The sequence below is a fragment of the Pseudomonas sp. SG-MS2 genome (genome assembly GCF_009933855.1).
GTDB classification, from domain to species: Bacteria; Pseudomonadota; Gammaproteobacteria; order Pseudomonadales; family Pseudomonadaceae; genus Aquipseudomonas; species Aquipseudomonas putida_E.
Window position 1 is genome coordinate 49,562 of sequence record NZ_MOMO01000191.1, and the last position, 20,344, is coordinate 69,905.

Annotated in this window: 17 protein-coding genes; 8 read left to right on the forward strand and 9 right to left on the reverse strand. The window is 62.0% G+C overall.

The genetic code is table 11. The annotated features are described in order from the left end of the window. Nucleotides 1-104: 104 nt before the first annotated feature. Nucleotides 105-2,660, reverse strand: a complete 2,556-nt coding sequence (locus BLX42_RS16235) for a sulfite reductase flavoprotein subunit alpha (protein ID WP_161872164.1) — start codon at nt 2,658-2,660, stop codon at nt 105-107. 102 nt (nt 2,661-2,762) lie between these two features. Next, complete coding sequence (locus tag BLX42_RS16240; protein WP_161872165.1) at nt 2,763-5,045, reverse strand: TonB-dependent siderophore receptor; 2,283 nt, start codon at nt 5,043-5,045, stop codon at nt 2,763-2,765. 221 nt (nt 5,046-5,266) lie between these two features. On the opposite strand from BLX42_RS16240, the gene BLX42_RS16245 reads away from it, so the two are divergent. Both BLX42_RS16245 and BLX42_RS16250 read left to right on the forward strand, forming a co-directional pair. Continuing rightward, the gene (locus BLX42_RS16245; protein ID WP_039602751.1) at nt 5,267-5,947 is read left to right on the forward strand and encodes a Fe2+-dependent dioxygenase; all 681 of its coding nucleotides are present in this window, start codon (nt 5,267-5,269) and stop codon (nt 5,945-5,947) included. Nucleotides 5,948-5,950: 3 nt separating this feature from the next. Then, complete coding sequence (locus tag BLX42_RS16250) at nt 5,951-6,700, forward strand: tetratricopeptide repeat protein (RefSeq protein WP_119687739.1); 750 nt, start codon at nt 5,951-5,953, stop codon at nt 6,698-6,700. Between the two features lie 46 nt (nt 6,701-6,746). Here BLX42_RS16250 and BLX42_RS16255 read toward each other — a convergent pair whose 3' ends face one another. Beyond that, nucleotides 6,747-7,910: a type III PLP-dependent enzyme gene (locus BLX42_RS16255; RefSeq protein ID WP_046784472.1), complete on the reverse strand. Its 1,164-nt coding sequence runs from the start codon at nt 7,908-7,910 to the stop codon at nt 6,747-6,749. Between the two features lie 508 nt (nt 7,911-8,418). On the opposite strand from BLX42_RS16255, the gene BLX42_RS16260 reads away from it, so the two are divergent. From BLX42_RS16260 to BLX42_RS16270, 3 genes are all read left to right on the forward strand, one after another. Then, nucleotides 8,419-8,907, forward strand: coding sequence for an RNA polymerase sigma factor (locus tag BLX42_RS16260; protein ID WP_119689084.1), 489 nt, complete (start codon nt 8,419-8,421; stop codon nt 8,905-8,907). Nucleotides 8,908-8,924: 17 nt separating this feature from the next. Further along, nucleotides 8,925-9,887 carry a FecR family protein gene (locus BLX42_RS16265; protein ID WP_161872166.1) on the forward strand — a complete coding sequence of 321 codons (963 nt, stop codon included), beginning with the start codon at nt 8,925-8,927 and terminating at the stop codon, nt 9,885-9,887. A 108-nt stretch (nt 9,888-9,995) separates the two neighbouring features. Beyond that, nucleotides 9,996-12,425 carry a TonB-dependent receptor gene (locus tag BLX42_RS16270; RefSeq protein ID WP_161872167.1) on the forward strand — a complete coding sequence of 810 codons (2,430 nt, stop codon included), beginning with the start codon at nt 9,996-9,998 and terminating at the stop codon, nt 12,423-12,425. Between the two features lie 111 nt (nt 12,426-12,536). On the opposite strand, the gene BLX42_RS16275 is transcribed toward BLX42_RS16270, so the two are convergent. The 4 genes from BLX42_RS16275 to BLX42_RS16290 are packed head-to-tail and all read right to left on the reverse strand — an operon-like array spanning nt 12,537 to nt 15,980. Then, complete coding sequence (locus tag BLX42_RS16275) at nt 12,537-13,694, reverse strand: betaine/proline/choline family ABC transporter ATP-binding protein (RefSeq protein WP_115273927.1); 1,158 nt, start codon at nt 13,692-13,694, stop codon at nt 12,537-12,539. After that, nucleotides 13,691-14,344 carry an ABC transporter permease gene (locus BLX42_RS16280; RefSeq protein ID WP_161872168.1) on the reverse strand — a complete coding sequence of 218 codons (654 nt, stop codon included), beginning with the start codon at nt 14,342-14,344 and terminating at the stop codon, nt 13,691-13,693. The genes BLX42_RS16275 and BLX42_RS16280 overlap by 4 nt, the downstream gene beginning before the upstream one ends. Continuing rightward, complete coding sequence (locus tag BLX42_RS16285) at nt 14,341-15,252, reverse strand: glycine betaine ABC transporter substrate-binding protein (RefSeq protein ID WP_046784469.1); 912 nt, start codon at nt 15,250-15,252, stop codon at nt 14,341-14,343. The genes BLX42_RS16280 and BLX42_RS16285 overlap by 4 nt, the downstream gene beginning before the upstream one ends. A gap of 14 nt (nt 15,253-15,266) precedes the next feature. Beyond that, nucleotides 15,267-15,980 (reverse strand): ABC transporter permease, encoded by a 714-nt coding sequence (locus BLX42_RS16290; protein ID WP_012316118.1) that lies wholly within the window; start codon nt 15,978-15,980, stop codon nt 15,267-15,269. A 399-nt stretch (nt 15,981-16,379) separates the two neighbouring features. Here BLX42_RS16290 and BLX42_RS16295 point away from each other — a divergent pair, with 399 nt between their 5' ends. The 3 genes from BLX42_RS16295 to BLX42_RS16305 all read left to right on the forward strand — a co-directional run bounded on the left by BLX42_RS16295 (nt 16,380) and on the right by BLX42_RS16305 (nt 18,745). After that, the gene (locus tag BLX42_RS16295; protein WP_046784673.1) at nt 16,380-16,748 is read left to right on the forward strand and encodes a type II toxin-antitoxin system RelE/ParE family toxin; all 369 of its coding nucleotides are present in this window, start codon (nt 16,380-16,382) and stop codon (nt 16,746-16,748) included. After that, the gene (locus tag BLX42_RS16300) at nt 16,732-17,061 is read left to right on the forward strand and encodes an XRE family transcriptional regulator (protein WP_046784468.1); all 330 of its coding nucleotides are present in this window, start codon (nt 16,732-16,734) and stop codon (nt 17,059-17,061) included. Before BLX42_RS16295 ends, BLX42_RS16300 begins: the two co-directional genes overlap by 17 nt. Nucleotides 17,062-17,161: 100 nt before the next feature. Continuing rightward, on the forward strand, nt 17,162-18,745 hold the full coding sequence (locus BLX42_RS16305) for a peptide chain release factor 3 (RefSeq protein ID WP_046784467.1): 1,584 nt from the start codon (nt 17,162-17,164) through the stop codon (nt 18,743-18,745). Between the two features lie 98 nt (nt 18,746-18,843). On the opposite strand, the gene BLX42_RS16310 is transcribed toward BLX42_RS16305, so the two are convergent. After that, nucleotides 18,844-19,923, reverse strand: a complete 1,080-nt coding sequence (locus tag BLX42_RS16310; RefSeq protein WP_046784466.1) for a polyamine ABC transporter substrate-binding protein — start codon at nt 19,921-19,923, stop codon at nt 18,844-18,846. 52 nt (nt 19,924-19,975) lie between these two features. Then, a complete protein-coding gene (locus BLX42_RS16315) occupies nt 19,976-20,317 on the reverse strand; it encodes a cupin domain-containing protein (RefSeq protein WP_039604408.1) in 342 nt (113 codons plus the stop codon). Nucleotides 20,318-20,344: the final 27 nt, after the last annotated feature.

Consider the following 20,344-nt stretch of genomic DNA (forward strand, 5'->3'; position numbering starts at 1 on the left):
CAGCAATTGTTGCATCAATGCCGAAACATCGAGGGCCGCTTCGCGGCCCGTTCGCGACACAAGGCCGCTCCTACAGCGGCCAGCTGTGTCAGTTCAATCCCTGATCAGTAAACATCCCGCCGATAACGCCCGTCTTCGATCAACTGCTCGACCATTTCTTCACCGAGCATGCCCTTGAGCGCCGCATCAACTCCGGCCGCCATCCCGTGCAGGCTGCCGCAGACATACACATAAGCGCCATCGGCAACCCAGCGCTTGAACTCCTCAGCCTGCTGCAGCAATACATCCTGCACATACACCTTTTCGGCCTGATCGCGCGAGAACGCCAGGTCCAGGCGTGCCAGGTCGCCGCTCTCCAGCCAGGTTTGCAGCTCATCGCCACACAACAGGTCATGCGCGCGGTTACGCTCGCCGAACAGCAGCCAGTTGCGCTGCTCGCCGGCATTGATCCGCGCCCGCAGCAGGCAGCGCAGGCCCGCAAGGCCAGTGCCGTTGCCGATCAGGATCATCGGCGCGGCGCTTTCGGGCAGATGGAAGCCACTGTTGCGCCGCAGGCGCAGGCCAAGGGTGCCATCGACTGGCAGGTACTCGGTCAGCCAGCCAGAGCCCAGGCCAAGGTTGCCGTCGGGGTGACGCTCCTGGCGCACGATCAGCTCCAGCACACCATCGCTGGCGATCGAGGCGATGGAGTATTCGCGGCTGCCGATCGGTGCCAGCGCATCGATCAGCGCTTGTGGCTGCAAGCCGATCAGGTGGTCCCGGCGGGTTGGTAGCTGGCGGCCTGCCAGGGCTTGGCCGAGCGTCTCGTTCAGGCCGTGAAGCTGCACAGTGGCGTTGGCGTCGAGGGCCATGCCGCTGAGGAATGCATCCACGCGTGGCTGGCCATTGAGCGGCAGAACTTCTACCAGGTCACCGGCCTCCCAGCTGGCGGGCTCTTCAGGGCGCAGGCCGATCAGGTAGACCGGTTGGCCTTGACTGCCTGGATTGAGCAGATCGCGGCTGACCAGGTTCCAGTTGCCGAAACTTGGCGGTTGCCAGGCAGCGACGGGTTGGGCGCCAGTCAGCTGCGCCAGTTCCTGCTGCCATTGCTGCAGGGCCGCCGGGTCGGCGTTGTCCACTTCCACCGGGCTGAACGCCGTGCTGGCACCGCGCTCGCCGAGCCATGCCTGCAGGCGCCGGGCAAAGCCGCAGAAGTGCGGGTACTGGCGATCACCGAGCGCCAGCACGGCATAGCTGAGGCCGTTCAGGGCCCAAGGCTGGCCCAGCACCTTGCGCTCGAAGGCGCGGGCGCTGTCAGGCGCTTCGCCGTCACCGAACGTGCTGACCACGAACAGCGCGCGACGCGTCTGGCGCAGGTCCTCTTCGCCAAGGTCAGCAAGCGCACGTACTTGCACCGGCAAGCCTGCGGCCTGCAACTGCCCGGCGCTCTGCCAGGCCAGTTGCTCGGCGAAACCGCTCTGGCTGGCGAAGCCAATCAGCCAGCTGTCGCCGCTGGCGCTGGCGTTGGCGACGTGGCCGCGGGCGGCACGCACCTGGCGCTTCTTGCGGCGGCGGTCGAGGTACAAAAGCCAGCCGGTGACGAAGAACAGCGGCATGGTCAGGCTGGCGAGGGTGACGATGATCCGCCCCGGCAGGCCGAAGTATTCACCCACGTGCAAGGCATAAACACTTTGCAGCAGCTGGGCCTTGAAGGACTTGTCGGTGTAGCGGTCGTGGTTTTTCACCTGGCCGGTGGCAGGGTCCAGGGTCAGGGTATTGAAGGCGCGTGGGTGCGCGGCGCTGTCGAGCAGGTAGAACAGGCTGGCGGGCTGGCCGCCAGCAGGTGGCAGGCGCAGGTTGTACATGGCAAGCCCTGGCCCGGCAGCGTCCTTGAGGTTGGCCCAGATGGCGTCGTAGTCGACCACCAGCGGCGGTGCGTTCTTGTCCACCTTCTGCGGCCCATGGCGGCCACGGCCTTCGCCGCGCTTGTGCTGCTGTCCTGCGCCAGGCGCGTCGGCAAGCAACCTGTTCAGGCCTTCGCGGTACCACTCGTAGGACCAGAACAGGCCGGTCAGCGCGAACAGAAGGTAGAACAGCAGGCACCAGGTGCCGGCTACGGCATGCAGGTCCCAGTTGAAGGCGCGGCCTTTTTTGGCCCAGTCGAAGGTCAGCCAGGTGCGCCAGTTCAGGGCTTTGCGCGGCCAGCGCAGGTACAGGCCGGAGAGGCAGAAGAACACCAGCATCAGGGTGCAGGCGCCCGTGATCTGCCGGCCGGTGTCACCCATGGCCAGGAACCGGTGCAGGGTGAGCATCAGTTTGAAGAAGTCTTGCCCGGCGGCCTGGCCCTTGAGCTCGCCGGTATAGGGGTCGGCATAGCGCAACTCACCGCGGCGCTCGCCCGGCGGCGGTGTGAAGAAGACCCGTGCGGCGTTGCCTTCGCGTACATCGACCCACAGCATCGACACTTTGTCGCCTTGGGCGGCCTCGACCCTGCGCACCAGTTCAGCCGGAGGCAGCACGCCCTCGGCGCGCACCTCGACCTTCAACACGTCAGCGTTGAAGGCGCGCAGCAATTCTTCCTGGAACGAATAGAGCGCACCGGTAATACCCATCAAGGCCAGCACCAGGCCAGCGGTGATGCCAAAGAACCAGTGCAATTGGAACAGCGTCTTCTTCACCACATCGTTCACCTTGTGTTGCTGCCGCGCCCTGCGCGGGGTGCATTATGCCTTGATACGCAAAAGCCCCGCTCATTGGAATGAACGGGGCTCCGGGTTGCTGCTTTAGAAGTGGACGCTGGTGGTCAGCAATGCAGTCCTGCCCGCCGCCTGGTTGGCGAAGTGGGTGGAGAACGCTTTGTCGTAGTACACCTCGTTGGTCAGGTTCTGCACGTTAAGTTGCAGGTCGACGTTCTTGGTCAGCTTGTAGGCGGCCATGGCGTCGTAACGTACATAGCTGTCGACCATGGTGGTGTTGGCCACGTTGCCGTAGACGTCATCCACATAGAAGGCGCCACCGCCGACCGTCAGCTTCGGGGTGATCGAGTACGTGGTCCACAGGCTGGCGCTGTTGTTCGGCGTGTTCGGCAACTGGTTGCCGTCGTTGGCCTTGCCCAACGGGCCGCCGTCGATCTGGCGGGCTTGCAGGTAGGTGTAGCCGGCGAACACCTGCCACTTGTCGGTGAGCTTGCCGCTGGCCGACAGTTCGATGCCTTGCACGCGGGTTTCGCCGACGTTTTCGTAGGTGGTGGTGTCCACCTGCACACGGGCGTTTTCCTTTTCGGTGCGGAACAGCGCGGCGGCCAGGGACAGGCGCTCGTCGAGCAGGTCCCACTTGGTGCCGATTTCGTAGTTGGTGGTTTCTTCCGGCTCCATGTCGCTGGCCAGGATGTTGCCACCACGGTCGGTGGTGCCCGACAGCGGGTTGCCTTCGGTACCCTCGCCGAGCATCGCCCCGGGCGGGGTGGCGGAAGTGGCATAGGACACGTAGATGCTACCGTTCTCGGCCGGTTTCCAGACCAGGCCCAATTGGCCGGTGAAGAACTCGCTGGTGTCGCGGCCTTTGGTCGGGACGCCGTTCTTGTTCACCACTGTCGCGCCGGAGGCATCGTAAGTGCGGAACTTGGTATCGAAGTGGTCGTAACGCAGGCCCATGTTCAACAGCCACTCAGGCGTCAGCTCCAGGGTGTCGAAAGCGTAGATTGCGCGGGTCTTGCTGCTGGTCTTGGTCCCGGCGTAGTTGCGCGAGATCGTGCCATCCCAGGCATCGTCGGGGTTCGGGTCGCTCAGCGAAGTACAGCTGCCACCATTGCCCGGGCCGGTGCAGGTGAGCTTGCTGTTTGGCGACACCGTGTAGCTTTGGCGGTCCGAGTCTTCCTTGCTGAACTCGACCCCGGTGGAGAAGTTGTTCTTGAAACCGCCCACGAAGAACTCACCGAACAGGTCGGTCTGGTTGGTGGTGGTGGCAGTGTTGCCTACACGGGTATTGGCACGACGCCATACGCCGTTGTTGTTGACATTGCCCAAACTGTCGTCTGGCTGGGTCAGGATGTAGTCCTGCATGCTGTTGCCATGACGCAGGGTGTTCTTGATGGTCAACGATTCGCTCAGGTCGTGTTCCACGGCGATAGTAGCGATGTCCACACGGGTCTTGCGGAAGTCGCGACCGGTCAGGCCGTAGAAGTTGTCGCTGTCGCCGCCGTCGATCGGCTTGCTGGGGTGCGCCGAGGTACGCGCGCTACTGCCACCGGTAGGGATGCTGTACGGGATGCCCGAATCCGGCAGGTCGTCGCTTTCCAGGTGGTAGTAGTCGAGGTTGACGCGGGTTGGCGTGCCCAGGCCAAAGGCCAGCGACGGGGCGATACCCCAGCGGTCATAGTTGACCTTGTCTCGGCCGGCAACGTTGCTCTCATGGGTCATCAGGTTGAGGCGGCCGGCAGCGGTGTCGCTGAACTGGTAGTTGCCGTCAAAGGTGTAGCGCTGGGTCTGGTCGCTGCCCCAGGTCCAGGCACCGTCCAGCGAGTTGCCCAGGTGTGCACGCTTGCTCACCAGGTTGATGGTGCCGCCTGCCGCGCCGCGGCCACCGATGGCCGAGTTGGGGCCTTTGGCCACTTCCACCGATTCGATGGCGAAGATTTCACGGGTCTGCGCACCGGTATCGCGTACACCGTCCAGGTAGGTGTCACCCTGGGCGTCAAAACCACGAATGAACGGACGGTCGCCTTGCGGGTTGCCGCCTTCGCCTGCACCAAAGGTGATGCCTGGCACAGTGCGCAGGGCATCCTGCAGGCTCAGGGCGTTGGTGTCCTTGATGACTTGCTGGGGGATTACGGTAACCGAGCGTGGGGTGTCCACCAACGGCGCGGTGTACTTCTGCGAGGAGGCCTTTTCGACCTTGTAATCGGTGCTGGCCTGTTCCGCCTTGCCATTGACGCTGGTGGCATCGAGGGTGATGGCGCTGTTGGTAGCCGGATCGGCGGCGTAGGCGGACGAAGCGCTCAGGGCGACGCCGATGGCGGACACGATCAGGCGTGGAGAACTCACTGCAGATGGCACGTATTGACGCATTGTTATGGACCTTCCCCAAGGTGTGAAGGCCGCGGATCATAATGCAAGTGATTGCAGGTCACAATTGAGATTCGTTACCATTCACTTCGAACTTACAATCTTTACAAATTCTCTTTACGGTTTAATCAAGCTGAAACGTCTCGGGTGAAGAAAGGGCTTGTACGGCGTAAAAGGGAATCAATATCATTGCCACCTTTACACTCCTTAACGGTGCCGCCGCCATGCTGCTTCATATCCCCGGCCTGTTCGACGCCAATGAGCTTGCCCGCATTCGCGAGGCCCTGGAGCAGGCCGATTGGGCCGATGGCAAGGTCACGGCCGGCTATCAGTCGGCCAAGGCCAAGCACAACTTGCAGCTGCCAGAAGGCCACGCGCTGGCGAAGGAAATCGGCAGCGCGCTGATCGACCGCCTGTGGAAAACCCCACGGTTCATGTCGGCGGCCCTGCCGCACAAGGTCTTCCCGCCACTGATCAACTGCTACCGCGAGGGTGGCAACTTCGGCTTCCACATCGACAATGCCTTGCGCCAGCCAAAAGGCAGCCCGGAGCGGGTGCGCACCGACCTGTCCTCGACGCTTTTCCTGAGCGACCCGGACAGCTATGACGGCGGCGAACTGGTGATCCAGGACACTTATGGCGAGCAGCAGGTCAAGCTGGCTGCCGGTGACCTGGTGCTGTACCCGGGCACCAGCCTGCACAAGGTCAACCCGGTGACGCGCGGCGTGCGTTATGCGGCGTTCTTCTGGACCCAGAGCCTGGTACGGGAGGACAGCCAGCGGGCGTTGCTGTTCGAGATGGACAATGCCATCCAGCAACTCACCGCCGATGTGCCCGAGCACCCCTCGTTGCTGCAATTGACCGGCACCTACCATAACCTGCTGCGCCGCTGGGCAGAGGTCTGAGCCGTGTCCTATCAGTTGCGCCGTGAAGAAGTGCTGGATGTCGCTGGCCTCAAGGCCATGCTCGAAGACAGTCCGGGCAAGGCCGCCCAGGCGATTCTCGCGGCGGCAGGGCAGGGCGTGATCGAAGCTCAGGTGCTGCTCGGGCAGATCCTGCTCGACGGCCGCGGCATCGAAGCGGATGCCGAAGTGGCCCGGCGCTGGTTCGGCATTGCTGCCCAGGGTGGCAGCGCCATGGCGCACAACATGCTCGGGCGTTGCCTGGAGCATGGTTGGGGCGGCGAGGTGAATGTGGCGCAGGCTGCGGTTCACTATGCCCGCGCAGCCGATGCCGGGTTGGATTGGGGCCTGTATAACCTGGGCAACCTGCTGGCTACCGGGCGTGGGGTACCGGCCAATCAGGCGCAGGCATTGATGTGCTACGAGAAGGCTGCGCGGCTGGGGCATGCCAAGTCGATGAACCTGTATGGGCGTTACCTGGAGCAGGGTATCGCTACGGCGCCCAGCCCGGCGCGGGCAGTGCGCTGGTACAGGCGTGCCGCCGAAGCGGGGGATTTTCGTGGGATGTTCAGCCTGGCGCTGGTGCTGGTAGAGCGTGGGCAGATGGCCGAGGCAGGGCAGTGGCTGGAGCAGGCGCGGGTTGAGGGGAACATGAATTTTCTGCGCAGTGCTTTGGCGACCTTGCAGGGGGCGGGGCCAGGGTTGATGGCCTTTGCGGCGCGGTATGCCGCAGAGATAGAACAGCGCGAAGCGTGATGGGGTCAACCTGAATGAAAACGGGGCCTTTCGGCCCCGTTCTGCATTACAGGTAGTAGGCCTTCAGCGGCGGGAAGCCGTTGAATTCCACCGCGCTGTAGCTGGTGGTGTAGGCACCGGTCGACAGCCAGTAGAGGCGGTCACCGATCGCCAGGTTCAGCGGCAGGCCGTACTTGTAGTGCTCGTACATGATGTCGGCGCTGTCGCAGGTCGGGCCGGCGATGACCACTTCTTCCATCTCGCCTTTCTTTTCGGTCCAGATCGGGAACTTGATGGACTCGTCCATGGTTTCGATCAGGCCGGAGAATTTGCCCACGTCGGTGTACACCCAGCGCTCGACGGCGGTGCGCGACTTGCGCGCAACCAGCACTACTTCGCTGACCAGGATACCGGCGTTGGCGATCAGCGAACGGCCTGGCTCGAGGATGATTTCCGGCAGGTCGTCACCGAAGTCTTCCTTGAGGAAGCGGATGATCTCTTCAGCGTAGGTTTCCAGGCTGTTGGTGCGGGTGATGTAGTTGGCCGGGAAGCCGCCACCCATGTTGATCAGCTTCAGCTCGATGCCGTCTTCTTCCTTCAGGCGCTCGAAGATCACCTTGACCTTGGCGATGGCGGCGTCCCACACGCTGATGTCGCGCTGCTGCGAACCCACGTGGAAGGAAATGCCGTATGGCACCAGGCCCAGATCGCGGGCCAGGATCAGCAGGTCCATGGCCATGTCGGTCTGGCAGCCGAACTTGCGCGACAGTGGCCAGTCGGCGGTGGTGGAGCCTTCGGTGAGGATGCGTACGTAGACCTTGGAGCCCGGCGCGGCCTTGGCGATGTTGCGCAGGTCGGCTTCCGAGTCGGTGGCGTACAGGCGCACACCTTTTTCAAAGAAGTAACGGATGTCCTTGGACTTCTTGATGGTGTTGCCGTAGCTGATACGGTCGGCGCTGACGCCACGGTCCATCACCTTGTCCAGTTCGTAGATCGAGGCGATGTCGAAGCTCGAACCTTTCTCTTTGAGCAGGTCGATGATCTCGACCGCCGGGTTGGCCTTGACCGCGTAGTAGACCTTGGCGAACTCGAAACCGGCGCGCAGGTCGTCGTAGGCCTGGCTGATCATCTGGGTATCGATGAGTACGAACGGGGTTTCCTGCTTGTCGGCGAACGCCTTCATTTTCTGGAAGGTGTCACGCGCGAAATAGTCTTCGACCTGGATCGACATGCTCAGGGACTCCATGGGCAAACTGAAAAGATAAGTGGCTGCAAACTGAACGTCCTCCGTATCCCCACTTTGGTTCGCCTACTCAGTACTTGAGCCGGATGGATCGTTTCCAGCATGGACGTTCGGCGCGCACTTTAGGGCGTGAAGAACGCAAGATCAACAGGTAATCCGGGCGTGTCGACCCAAGATCGACGCGTTGCCACTTGAATAACCGACTCGTGTGACCGGTAGATGTTCCCCGCGCGTTGGCAGGCGTAAAAAATTGTGGAATAGACCGTTTCGGGCCCGTTACGGGCAAGCCCGCCCCCACAGGGATAGTGCGGTTTCTATAGCGGCGCCCTTACCCGCGAGAAAGGCGAAGGTGTTCATATTTATGGCCACGTTCATGGGCAGTGCAGTGCGTGAAATCACTCATAAATTTTTTGTTACCGACTGGCGGATTTGCTGTGCTTTATGAGAAATATTACTATTCGCGCCATTATCTGCCCCCTTGCTGACGACCCCGACCGTGTCCGGACACAAAGGCTTCCTCGACCATTACCAAGAGCTGATCGGCACCTGGACGCGCAAGCTGCGCAGTCGTCAGCAGGCCGAGGACCTCACCCATGACGCCTTCATACGGGTTCTGGAAAACCCGCGCGAGCAGGTCGAGCAGCCACGCGCCTACCTTCACCAGACCGCCCGCAACATTGCGGTGGACGGTTTTCGCCGCGAAGACCGGCGCCAGGCGCTCGAGCAGGAAGCCTTCGATGAAGGGGCCGGCGGCACGGGCGACCCCGAGGCGTATGTCCATGCCCTGGAACTGGCCGCCAGCGTCGAGCGGGCGCTGGCCGAGCTGCCGCTCAATTGCCGACGGGTGTTCATCTGGCAGAAGCTCGAGGGGCTGACCCAGGCCGAGATCGCCGAGCGCATGGGTGTGACCAAGAACATGGTCGAAAAGTATATGATCCGCACGCTCCGGCATTTGCGTGAGCACCTGGATGTGTCGGCAAGATGAGTCAGGAGACCTTGTCCATGAAACAGCACGGTACCGAGACCGTCCGCCAGCAGGCGGCCGAGTGGTTCGCACGCGTGCAGGATGCACCGGGCGATGCCGTGCTGCTGGCACAGCTGCATGCCTGGCTGGAGGCTGATCCGCACCACAGCGAGGAGTATGAGCATCTCGTCAGCCTGTGGCGGGCCGCCGACTTCATACCGCGCCAGCGCCTCGATGCGCTGTGCCAACCTGAGCCAGTGCAGCAGTTGCCTCGGCGGCGTTTCCTGCGCCAGGCACTGGCAGCCGGCGTGGCGGTAGTTGCCCTGGGGCTGGGCTTCAGTGGCTGGCAGTACCAGCGCCTCAATCACCAGGCGCAATTGCAGACCGCCTTTGCCGAGCGCCGCCAGGTATTACTGCCGGACGGATCACAGCTGGAACTCAACGGCGCTACGCAGTTGCAGGTCGACTACAGCCCGGGGCGACGGCAAATTCGGCTTGATGCCGGCGAAGCGATGTTCATTGTCGCCCACGACAGCAACCGGCCGTTCGTGGTCGATACCGCACAGGGCAGTGTGACCGTCACCGGTACCCGCTTCGATGTGCGGTTGGACCCTGGCGCCACCCGTGTTGCAGTGGAGCAGGGCTCGGTACGCGTGCAGGGCAAGGATGCTTCGCTGGCGCAACTGACGGCGGGCCTGGGCATACATATAGATGCACAAGGCAAGCTTGCTTCGCCCTATGCGGTCGACGCCGCGGCGCTGACGGCGTGGCGCCAGGGCAAACTGGTCTTCGACAACGCCACCTTGGCTGAAGTGGTGGCCGAAGCCTCGCGCTATCGCACCGAGCCATTGCGCGTTGCCCCCGGCAAGGTGGCGCAGATGCGCCTGTCCAGCACCTTCAGCATCGATGATACCGATGCACTGCTGCGCGCCTTGCCGAGCATCCTGCCGGTGGCGATCAAAACCCGTGAAGACGGCTCTCGCGAAATAATCGCGAAATAGATTCAGGTTTTTTTCGGCTCGTTCGTCTTCCTCGCCAGCTGCAACTGCCAAGCATTTCCATTTGCATGCAGTTGGCGTTTATCCCGAACTTCAGGATGTCTTGACGACGTGAACAACAACAAACCTTTGCCACGCTTGCGCGTTATGGCGCTGGCCCTGGCGGTCAGTGCCGTGGCCGTCAACAGCCATGCCGAACAGGCCGACACCGCCATCCAGATCCAGGCTCAACCTTTGGCTTCGGCGCTCAGCCAATTGGGCCAGCAAACCCACCTGCAGCTGTTCTACAGCCCTGAGCTTGTGGCCGGCAAGCAGGCCCCGGCGGTGTCCGGCAAGCTGGCGCCGGTGCAGGCCCTGCAACAGTTGCTGCAGGGCAGCGGGCTGACCTTCGAAATGTCCCAGGATACCGTGGTGGTAAAGCCGCTGCCGACCACCCTCGACCTGGGCAGCGGTAGCCTGGAACTGGCGCCCACCGATATCAACGTGGTTGGTGACTGGCTGGGTGATGCCGATCAGGCCGTTGTGCAGAACCACCCCGGTGCGCGCACCGTGGTGCGCCGTGAGGCCATGGTGGAAAAGGGCACGATGAACGTGCGCGACGCACTGCGTGGCATCCCGGGCGTGCAAGTGCAGGACTCCAACGGCACAGGTGGCAGCGACCTGTCGCTCAACGTCGGTGTACGCGGCCTGACGTCGCGCCTGTCGCCTCGCTCTACCGTGCTGATCGATGGCATCCCGGCCGCTTTCGCCCCTTATGGGCAGCCGCAGCTGTCCATGGCGCCGATCTCCTCGGGCAACCTCGACAGCATCGATGTGGTGCGCGGTGCCGGTTCGGTGCGCTATGGCCCGCAGAACGTCGGTGGGGTGATCAACTTCGTCACCCGGGCGATCCCGCAGCAGGCTTCGGCGGAGCTTTCCACCACCCTGGAGACCTCGCAGCACGGCGGTTGGAAGCACACCGAGTCGGCCTTCGTCGGCGGCACTGCCGACAACGGCATGGGAGTGGCGCTGCTGTACACCGGGGTGAACGGCAACGGCTACCGGCAGAGCAACAATGGCAACGACATCGACGACGTCATCCTCAAGACCCACTGGGCACCGACCGACGTTGACGAGTTCTGGCTCAACTTCCATTACTACGATGGCCGTGCCGATATGCCCGGTGGTTTGACCCAGGCCCAGTACGACAGCAATCCGTACCAGTCACTGCGTGATTACGATTACTTCGCCGGGCGCCGCAAGGACGTGTCGTTCAAATGGCAGCGCCAACTCGACGAGGCCACCCAGTTCGAAGTGCTGACGTATTACACCGACAGCTTCCGCGGCAGCACCATCGCCTCGCGTGACATGAAGACCCTGTCGTCCTACCCGCGCAATTACCACACCTTCGCCATCGAGCCGCGCGTTTCGCGGATCTTCTTCGCCGGCCCCACCACCCAGGAAGTCAGTGTCGGTTACCGCTACCTCAAAGAAGCCATGCGCGAACAGTCGACCCGCCTGGCGCTGATCGACAACGTTCCGACGCCTACCCCGACGTCCGACGGCCATGTATTCCAGGACCGCAGCGGCGGCACCGAGGCCAGCGCCTACTACATCGATGACAAGATCGACGTCGGCAACTGGACCATCACCCCGGGTGTGCGCTTCGAGCACATCAACACTGACTGGCGCGACCGCCCGGTGCTGGGCGCCAACAACCGCCCGGTGGCCGAGAAGAAACGCAGCATCACCAGCAATGAACCGCTGCCTGCGCTGAGCGTCATGTATCACATCTCCGATGCCTGGAAGGTGTTTGCCAACTACGAAACGTCGTTCGGCAGCCTGCAGTACTTCCAGCTGGGCCAAGGCGGTACCGGCAACAGCACGGCTAACGGCCTGGAGCCGGAAAAGGCCAAGACCTACGAGGTGGGTACGCGCTATGACAACGGCGCTTTCGCCGGGGAGCTGACGGCCTTCTACATCGACTTCGACGACGAGCTGCAATACATCAGCAATGATGTAGGCTGGACCAACCTGGGCGCCACCAAGCACCAGGGTATCGAGGCGTCTGTACGCTACGACCTGGCCGGGTTGGACCGGCGTCTGGAAGGGCTGTCGGTGAATGGTGGCTACACCTACACCCGCGCGACTTATGAAGGGGAGATTCCTGGCTTCAAGGGGCGCGACCTACCGTTCTACTCACGCCAGGTGGCTACCGCCGGCCTGCGCTACGCGGTCAACCACTGGACCTGGAACCTGGACGCCTACGCCCAATCCAGGCAGCGCGCGCCGGGTACGGGGATCAATGCCGACGGGAGCTTCAATGGCGACTACATCACCGAGCCGAGCGCTGATGGGCAGTATGGCGACATTCCGGGTTATGTGACCTGGCATGCGCGTGGTGGCTATGAGTTCGGACCGAAGATGGCCAACCTGAAGCTGGCAGCGGGGGTGAAGAACCTCTTCGACAAGCAGTACTTCACCCGCTCCAGCGACAACAATGCCGGCATTTATGTGGGCGAGCCGCGGACCTTCTATGTGCAGGCCAGCGTGGGGTTCTGATAGCAGCAGTGCCTCAATCGCCGGCAAGCCGGCTTCCACATTGACAGCAGCGCTGCTGAACCCTGTGGGAGCCGGCTTGCCGGCGATTGGAGCGCGAAGCGCTCCCTTTGATCAGGAAACCACCGCCTCAGCCGGCGACACGATGCTGGTCTTGGCCCCGCGCGATCTTCCCGAGCTCAGGTAAGCCGCGATCGACTCCTGCGTCACCTCGCCCAGGAACACCTGCTCGGCATCGAGCACCGGCAACCAGGCGCGGTTGAACTCGTACATCCGCGACAGCAGGATGCGCAGATGCTCATCGTGGGAAGCCGTTGCATTGAACTGGCGCAGGAAGTCCGCGCACGTGCCTTGCTGGCGGTGCATGTCGCGCCGGCGTACATACCCCAGCGCCTTGTTCTGCGCATCGGTGACCACCACATAGCGGCGGTCGTGCTCGTCCAGCAGCTCAAGCGCATCGCTCACGGGCGTTTCTGGGCTTACCGACGGGGCGTTGTCCGCCGCATCTTCGGCGCGCACCAGCAACAGGCGTTTCAAGGTGCTGTCCTGGCCCACGAAGTTGCTTACGAAGTCATCCACCGGGTGCGCCAGCAAGGTGTCCGGGTGGTCCAGCTGCAGCAACTTGCCGGCGCGGAAAATGGCAATCTTGTCGGCCAGCTTGATCGCTTCGTCAATGTCGTGGCTGACCATGATCACGGTCTTGTTCAGCGCCCGCTGCATTTCGAAAAACTCGTTCTGGATCATCTCGCGGTTGATCGGGTCGACTGCGCCGAACGGCTCGTCCATCAACAGCACCGGCGCGTCTGCAGCCAGCGCACGGATCACCCCGATGCGCTGTTGCTGGCCACCGGACAGTTCACGCGGGTAGCGTTGCAGGTACTGCTTGGGCTCGAGCTTGATCATGTGCATCAGCTCACGGGCGCGGTCGTGGCACTTCTGCTTGTCCCAGCCGAGCAGGCGCGGGACCACGGTGATGTTCTCCTCGATGGTCATGTTGGGGAACAGGCCGATCTGCTGGATCACATAGCCGATATGGCGGCGCAAGGTCACTTCGTCCAGGCCGCTGGTGTCTTCGCCATTGATGAACACCTGGCCGGAGGTTGGCGTGATCAGGCGGTTGATCATCTTCAGCGTGGTGCTCTTGCCACAGCCCGAGGGGCCGAGGAATACGCAGATTTCGCCTTCGTTGACGGTCAGGCTGACCGACTCGACGGCTTTGACGTCCTTGCCGTTGACGTTGAAGGTTTTGCTGAGGTTCTTGAGTTCGATCATGAGCGCAGTCCTTCTGGAGTCAGGGCACGTTGCAGGGTTTGCAGGAGCAGGTCGGCGATGATTGCCAGCAGGCTGACCAGTACGGCGCCGACCAGCAGCATCGACATGTCGCTGCGGCTGATGGAGGTGAGGATGAGTACGCCCAGGCCACCGGCACCGATGGTCGCGGCGATGGTCATCACGCCAATGTTCATCACCACGGCAGTGCGCACGCCGGCGAGGATGACGGGGACGGCAATGGGCAGCTCGACCATGCGCAGGCGCTGGCCGAAGGTCATGCCGATACCGCGCGCGGCTTCACGGATGCCAGGCTCGACGTTGGTCAGGGCAAGGTAGGTGTTGCGCAGGATGGGCAGCAGTGAATAAAGAAACACCGCAGTGATCGCAGGCAATGGCCCCAGGCCCTGGCCGAACTTGGAGTAGAACGGCAGCAGCAGGCCGAACAGGGCAATCGACGGGATGGTCAGCAGCACTGTGGCGCTGGCCTGCAATGGCCCGGCCACCACCGGGAAGCGGGTCATCAGGATGCCCAGCGGCACGCCGACCAGGATTGCCAGGCCAACGGCAATGCCGACCAGCATGATGTGCTGCCAGGTCAGTTGCAGCACCAGGGTCCAGTCGAGGTGGGCGAACGTATCGAGCAGGCTCATGGCTGCACCTCCTTGAGTGGGTGCTCTCGCAGGAATGCTGCGGCCACGGCAGTCGGGCTCTGGTGATCGACGTCGACCTTGGCATTGAGCTGGCGCATGGTCTCGTCATCGAGCTGCTCGGCCAGTGGCTTGAGCAGGGCGGCCAGTTGCGGGTTGGCGTCGAGCACGGCCTTGCGCACCACTGGGGCTGCGGTGTAGTCGGGGAAGTAGTGCTTGTCGTCTTCCAGCAGCTTGAGGTTGAACGCACTCAGGCGGCCGTCAGTGGTATACACCAGGCCGGCGAACACCTGGTTGTTGTGCATGGCGGTGTAGACCAGGCCGGCGTCCATCTGCCTGATGTTGGCTCGGCCGACTTGCAGGTCGTACATCTCCTTCAGGCCTACCAGGCCGTCCGGGCGGTTGGCGAACTCGGTGTCCAGGGCTACCAGGTGGTTGCGCTGGCGCTCGTCGCGCAGCACTTGGTTGAGGTCACTGATCGTGTTGATCTGTGGGTAGGCCTCGGCGACCTGTTTGGGCAGGCCCAGGGCGTAGGTGTTGCTGAACTTGGTGGGGGTGAGCCAGATCAGGTCCTTCTTGGCATCCAGCGCCTTGACCTTGGCGTAGGTGGCTTCGGCACTGGGCATGCGCTCTTCGATGTGGTTGTACGACACCAGCGACACGCCGGTGTACTCCCACATCAAGTCCAACTGGCCGGTCTCCTGGGCCTGGCGGGCGAGACTGCTGCCAAGGCCGCTGGTGACGCGCACATCGAAGCCATTGGCGCGCAGGTATTGGGCGGTGATTTCAGCGAGTACGGTCTGCTCGGTGAACACCCGTGCGCCGATGCGCACCAGGGGTTTTTCCGCCGCTTGGGCAAAGCCTGCGAACAGCAGGGCCGCGCCCAGCAGCAAGGCGATTCTCTTCTTCATACGTTGCCTCTTTTTTATTGGGCCAGACCACGTTCCAGCCAGCGCTTGCTGGAGAAACTCACCGCGGCATCCAGCGCCAGTGCCAGCAACGCCGTGCAGGCCGCGCCAAGCAGCAGCTGTGGCTGGTTGTTCAGGGCAATGCCGGGGAAAATCAGGCTGCCCAGGCTGTTGGCACCGATCAGGAACGCCAGGGGCGCAGTGCCCACGTTCAGCGCCAGGGCCACGCGCACACCGCCGACGATGATCGGCACGGCATTGGGCAGTTCCACCTGCCACAGTTGCTGGCGCGGGGTCATGCCGATGCCGGTGGCGGCTTCCTTGAGCGAGGCGGGGACGTTTTTCAGGCCTTCGTAGGTGTTGCGCACGATGGGCAGGAGGGAGGCGAGGAACAGCGCGAAGATCGCGGGCCCGGCGCCGATGCCCAGGATACTGAGGGCGATGGCCAGAACGGCCAGAGGGGGAATGGTGTTGCCAACGTTGAAGAACTGCATGAAGCGCTCGGCTTTGTCGACCCGGTGCGGTCGACTCAACGCAATGCCGGCGGGGATGCCCACGGCCAACGCCGCCGCCATCGAAGCCAGCACCAGTACCAGGTGCGCTTGCAGGTAGAACCCAAGATCGTCGCGGTAACGCGCGATCGTGTCGATGCCGATCCAGTGGACCAGCAGGGCCAGGATGACGAGCACGGCGGCCCATCCCAACAGCCCTTTTCCGTAGCGTGTAGCCACAGCGGACTCCTTGTGTTGTCGGCGAGCACACTCTTTTTATGGCCGGCCATGGCTGGCGGCGAGTGGTGTGTTCGCGATTAGCAGCGTGACGCTTGCGCAAGGCAGCAATCAGGCCATGAGCCGAACCCCGTCGGGCCCGAAAATGCTGATCAAACCAGTCCCCAAGCGAAGCGGGTTGCAGGGGAGTGGACGTCTCCGAGGGCGTAAAGGTTCCCATCTGGGGCGGCATTTGGCCAGTGTTAATCACTGGGGCGAGTGTTTTTTCGTACTAAAAAACAGCGTGAATCCTACGTAAAGGCGTTGGTTTACCTGCTATCTGTCTACCTGTGCTGATGGACAGAATTTCCCTTCTCGATTATCAATATTTGCTTGAGGGAATATTCCTCTGAGGGTATTTTATTGGCGTGGACGATCAGATTCTGTGAGGAGTTCATCAGCGAATTCTATACGCTGGATGACCGCGTTCAGGAACGCATGCTGGGTCACCTTCGCCTGCTGCAATCATCCGGGCCGGCGCTTGGGCGTCCTCATGTCGATACCTTGAATGGATCCCGATATCCGAACATGAAGGAATTGAGATTCACTGAGCGTAATGCGGTTTGGCGGGTTGCATTTGCTTTCGACCCTGATCGTCAGGCAGTCATCCTGGTGGCCGGTGACAAGTGCGGGGTCAGGGAGCACAGGTTTTATCAGGTGTTGATCAAGCAAGCAGACACTCGCTTTGAAAACCACTTGTCCAGAGGAGAGAAAGATGTCCAAGACGCTTGATGATGTCATCAACGAATTGTCCCCTGAGCGCAGGGAGCGGGTGGAGCAGCTGGGTCGTCAATTGATTCGCGAAGAAATGACGCTTCAGGCATTGCGTAAGCAGCTTGAACTCACGCAAGAAGGTTTGGCAGAGCGCTTGGACATGCGTCAGGGCAACATCTCCAAGGTGGAGAAGCGCAGTGACATGTTGATTTCGACCCTGCGCAGCTATGTGGAAGCCTTGGGCGGCACTCTGGAACTCGTTGTGAATATACCTGGCCGCCCTCCTGTGACGCTTGACGGTTTTTGTGAAAGCCAGGCGAAACGCGCCTGACTGACCATCGTTTACCAACGGAGGGGATCAAATTTTGGTCCCCGCCCAACTTCAGGTATGATATCGCCCCTTTTTGAATCCCCCAGTCAGGCGATTTCCCATGACCAACCAGGCCGCCGAAGTCGCGAAGCGCCGCACTTTCGCAATCATTTCCCACCCCGACGCCGGTAAGACCACCATCACCGAGAAACTCCTGCTGATGGGCAAGGCCATTGCCGTCGCCGGTACCGTGAAGTCGCGCAAGTCCGACCGCCACGCCACCTCCGACTGGATGGAAATGGAGAAGCAGCGCGGTATTTCCATCACCACCTCGGTGATGCAGTTCCCGTACCGCGAGCACATGATCAACCTGCTCGACACCCCCGGCCACGAAGACTTCTCGGAAGATACCTATCGCACCCTGACTGCAGTGGACTCGGCGCTGATGGTGCTCGACGGCGGTAAAGGTGTAGAGCCGCGGACCATCGCCCTGATGGACGTCTGCCGCCTGCGCGACACGCCCATCGTCAGCTTCATCAACAAACTCGACCGTGATATCCGCGACCCGATCGAACTGCTCGACGAGATCGAAGCGGTACTGAAGATCAAGGCCGCGCCGATCACCTGGCCGATCGGTTGCTATCGCGACTTCAAGGGTGTGTACCACCTCGCCGGCGACTACATCATTGTCTACACCCCGGGCCACGGTCATGAGCGTACCGAGGCGAAGATCATCGAGAAACTCGACTCTGATGAAGCCCGTGCCCACCTGGGTGACGAGTATGAGCGCTTCCTCGAGCAGCTCGAGTTGGTGCAGGGCGCCTGCCATGAGTTCGATCAGGACGAGTTCATCAATGGCCAGCTGACGCCGGTGTTCTTCGGTACCGCACTGGGCAACTTCGGTGTCGACCATGTACTTGACGCCGTTGTCGACTGGGCGCCGCGCCCGTTGGCCCGTGTAGCCCACGAGCGTACCGTGGAGCCGGTTGAAGAGAAGTTCACCGGCTTCGTGTTCAAGATCCAGGCGAACATGGACCCGAAACACCGCGACCGTATCGCCTTCATGCGCATTTGCTCGGGCAAGTACGAGAAAGGCATGAAGATGCGCCACGTGCGTACCGGCAAGGATCTGCGCATCGGTGACGCGCTGACCTTCTTCTCGTCCGAGCGCGAGCAGCTCGAAGAAGCCTACGCTGGCGACATCATCGGCTTGCACAACCATGGCACCATCCAGATCGGCGACACCTTCACCGAAGGCGAGGCGCTGGGCTTCACCGGCATCCCGCACTTCGCCCCGGAACTGTTCCGCCGCGTGCGCCTGAAGGATCCGCTCAAGTCCAAGCAGCTGCGCCAGGGCCTGCAGCAGTTGGCCGAAGAGGGCGCGACCCAGGTGTTCTTCCCAGAACGCAGCAACGACATCATCCTTGGTGCGGTCGGTGTGCTGCAGTTCGACGTGGTCGCCAGCCGCCTGAAGGAAGAGTACAAGGTCGAGTGCGCCTACGAGCCGATCACCGTGTGGTCGGCACGCTGGATCAGCTGCGACGACAAGAAGAAGCTCGAAGACTTCCAGGTCAAGGCCATGGAAAACCTGGCCATCGACGGTGGCGGTCACCTGACCTACCTGGCCCCGACCCGGGTCAACCTGTCGCTGATGGAAGAGCGCTGGCCGGACGTCAAGTTCCGCGCTACTCGCGAGCATCACTGATCCTGGGAGGGCTATGCCCTCCTTTTCGCGACACAAGGCCGCTCCTACAGCTGTAGGAGCGGCCTTGTGTCGCGAAAGGGCCGCAAAGCGGCCCCATTTCAGTTCCCCGCCTTGATACTGGTCCAGATGCGCGTACGAATGCGGTCGATCTTGGCCGGCATCGCCTCCAGCGCATACAGCTTGCCCATCATCTCTTCGCTCGGATAAATCATGGTGTTGCCCTTGAGTGCCGGGTCCACCAGAGCGTCGGCCTTGAGGTTGCCGTTGGCGTACTGCACATGGTTACTGATATTGGCCATCACCTGTGGCTGCAACAGGTAATTCATGTAGGCATAACCCGCCTTCTCATCCGGTGCATCGGCCGGCATGGCAACCATGTCGAACCACATCGGTGCGCCTTCCTTGGGGATCGAATAGCCGACCTTCACCCCGTTCTTCGCTTCATCGGCGCGGTTTTTCGCCTGCAGCACGTCACCCGAGAACCCTACCACCACGCAGATATCGCCATTGGCCAGGTCACCTGTGTACTTGGATGAATGGAAGTAGCTGATGTACGGGCGCACCTTCATCAGCAGTTCCTTGGCCTTTTCGTAGTCCTTCGGATCTTTGCTGTGGTGCGGCAAGCCCAGGTAGTGCAGGGCGATGGGTAACAGTTCAGGGCCGTTGTCGAGCACGGCGACCCCACAGCTCTTGAGCTTGCTCATGTACTCGGGCTTGAAGATCAGGTCCCACGAATCCACCGGGGCGTTGTCACCGAGCACGGCCTTTACCTTGTCGATGTTGTAGCCGATGCCGGTACTGCCCCACAGGTACGGGAAACCGTACTGGTTGCCGGGGTCGTTGACCTCCAGCGCCTTGAGCAGCACCGGGTTGAGGTTGTTCCAGCCGGGTAGCTGCGACTTGTCCAGCTTCTTCAGGGCCTTGCCCTGAATCTGTCGGGCCATGAAGTGGTTGGAGGGGAACACCACGTCGTAGCCTGAGTTGCCGGTCATCAGCTTGCCGTCGAGGGTCTCGTTGCTGTCGTACACGTCGTAGGTAGGGTTGATGCCGGTGGCCTGCTGGAAGTTCTTCAACGTGTCGGGGGCCACGTAGCTGGACCAGTTGTAGATCTTTACCGAGTCGGCGGCGTTGGCCACGCTGGCGGCCAGCATCAGGGGAGCGAGAAGGAGGGTGCGCATGTCGGGTTTACCTTGCTTTGTCTGTTGTTTTCGAAGGCAGGCGATCAGCGGATCAGAAGATCAGTACGTAGGTCTTGCGCACGGTTTCCTGGATATCCCAGATGCCCATGCTGTTGGCCGGTAGCATCAGTGCGTCTCCGGCTTCTATGTGAAGGGGCTGGCCACCGTCGGGTGTGAAGGTGCAGCGGCCCTTGATGAAGTGGCAGAACTCCTGCTGCGCGATCTGCCGCCGCCAGCGCCCGGGCGTGCATTCCCAGATGCCGGTTTCGACGCCATCGCTGCGTTCCACGCAGGTGACCGAGGTCACTGCCACGGGTTCGCCAAGCGGCACCGCGACCGGGTTGGAGCTTTCCAGCACGGCGCTTTCGGTGTGTTTGAACTGGGTGATGCTCATTACCGTTGGATCCTGTGTGGGTGAAAG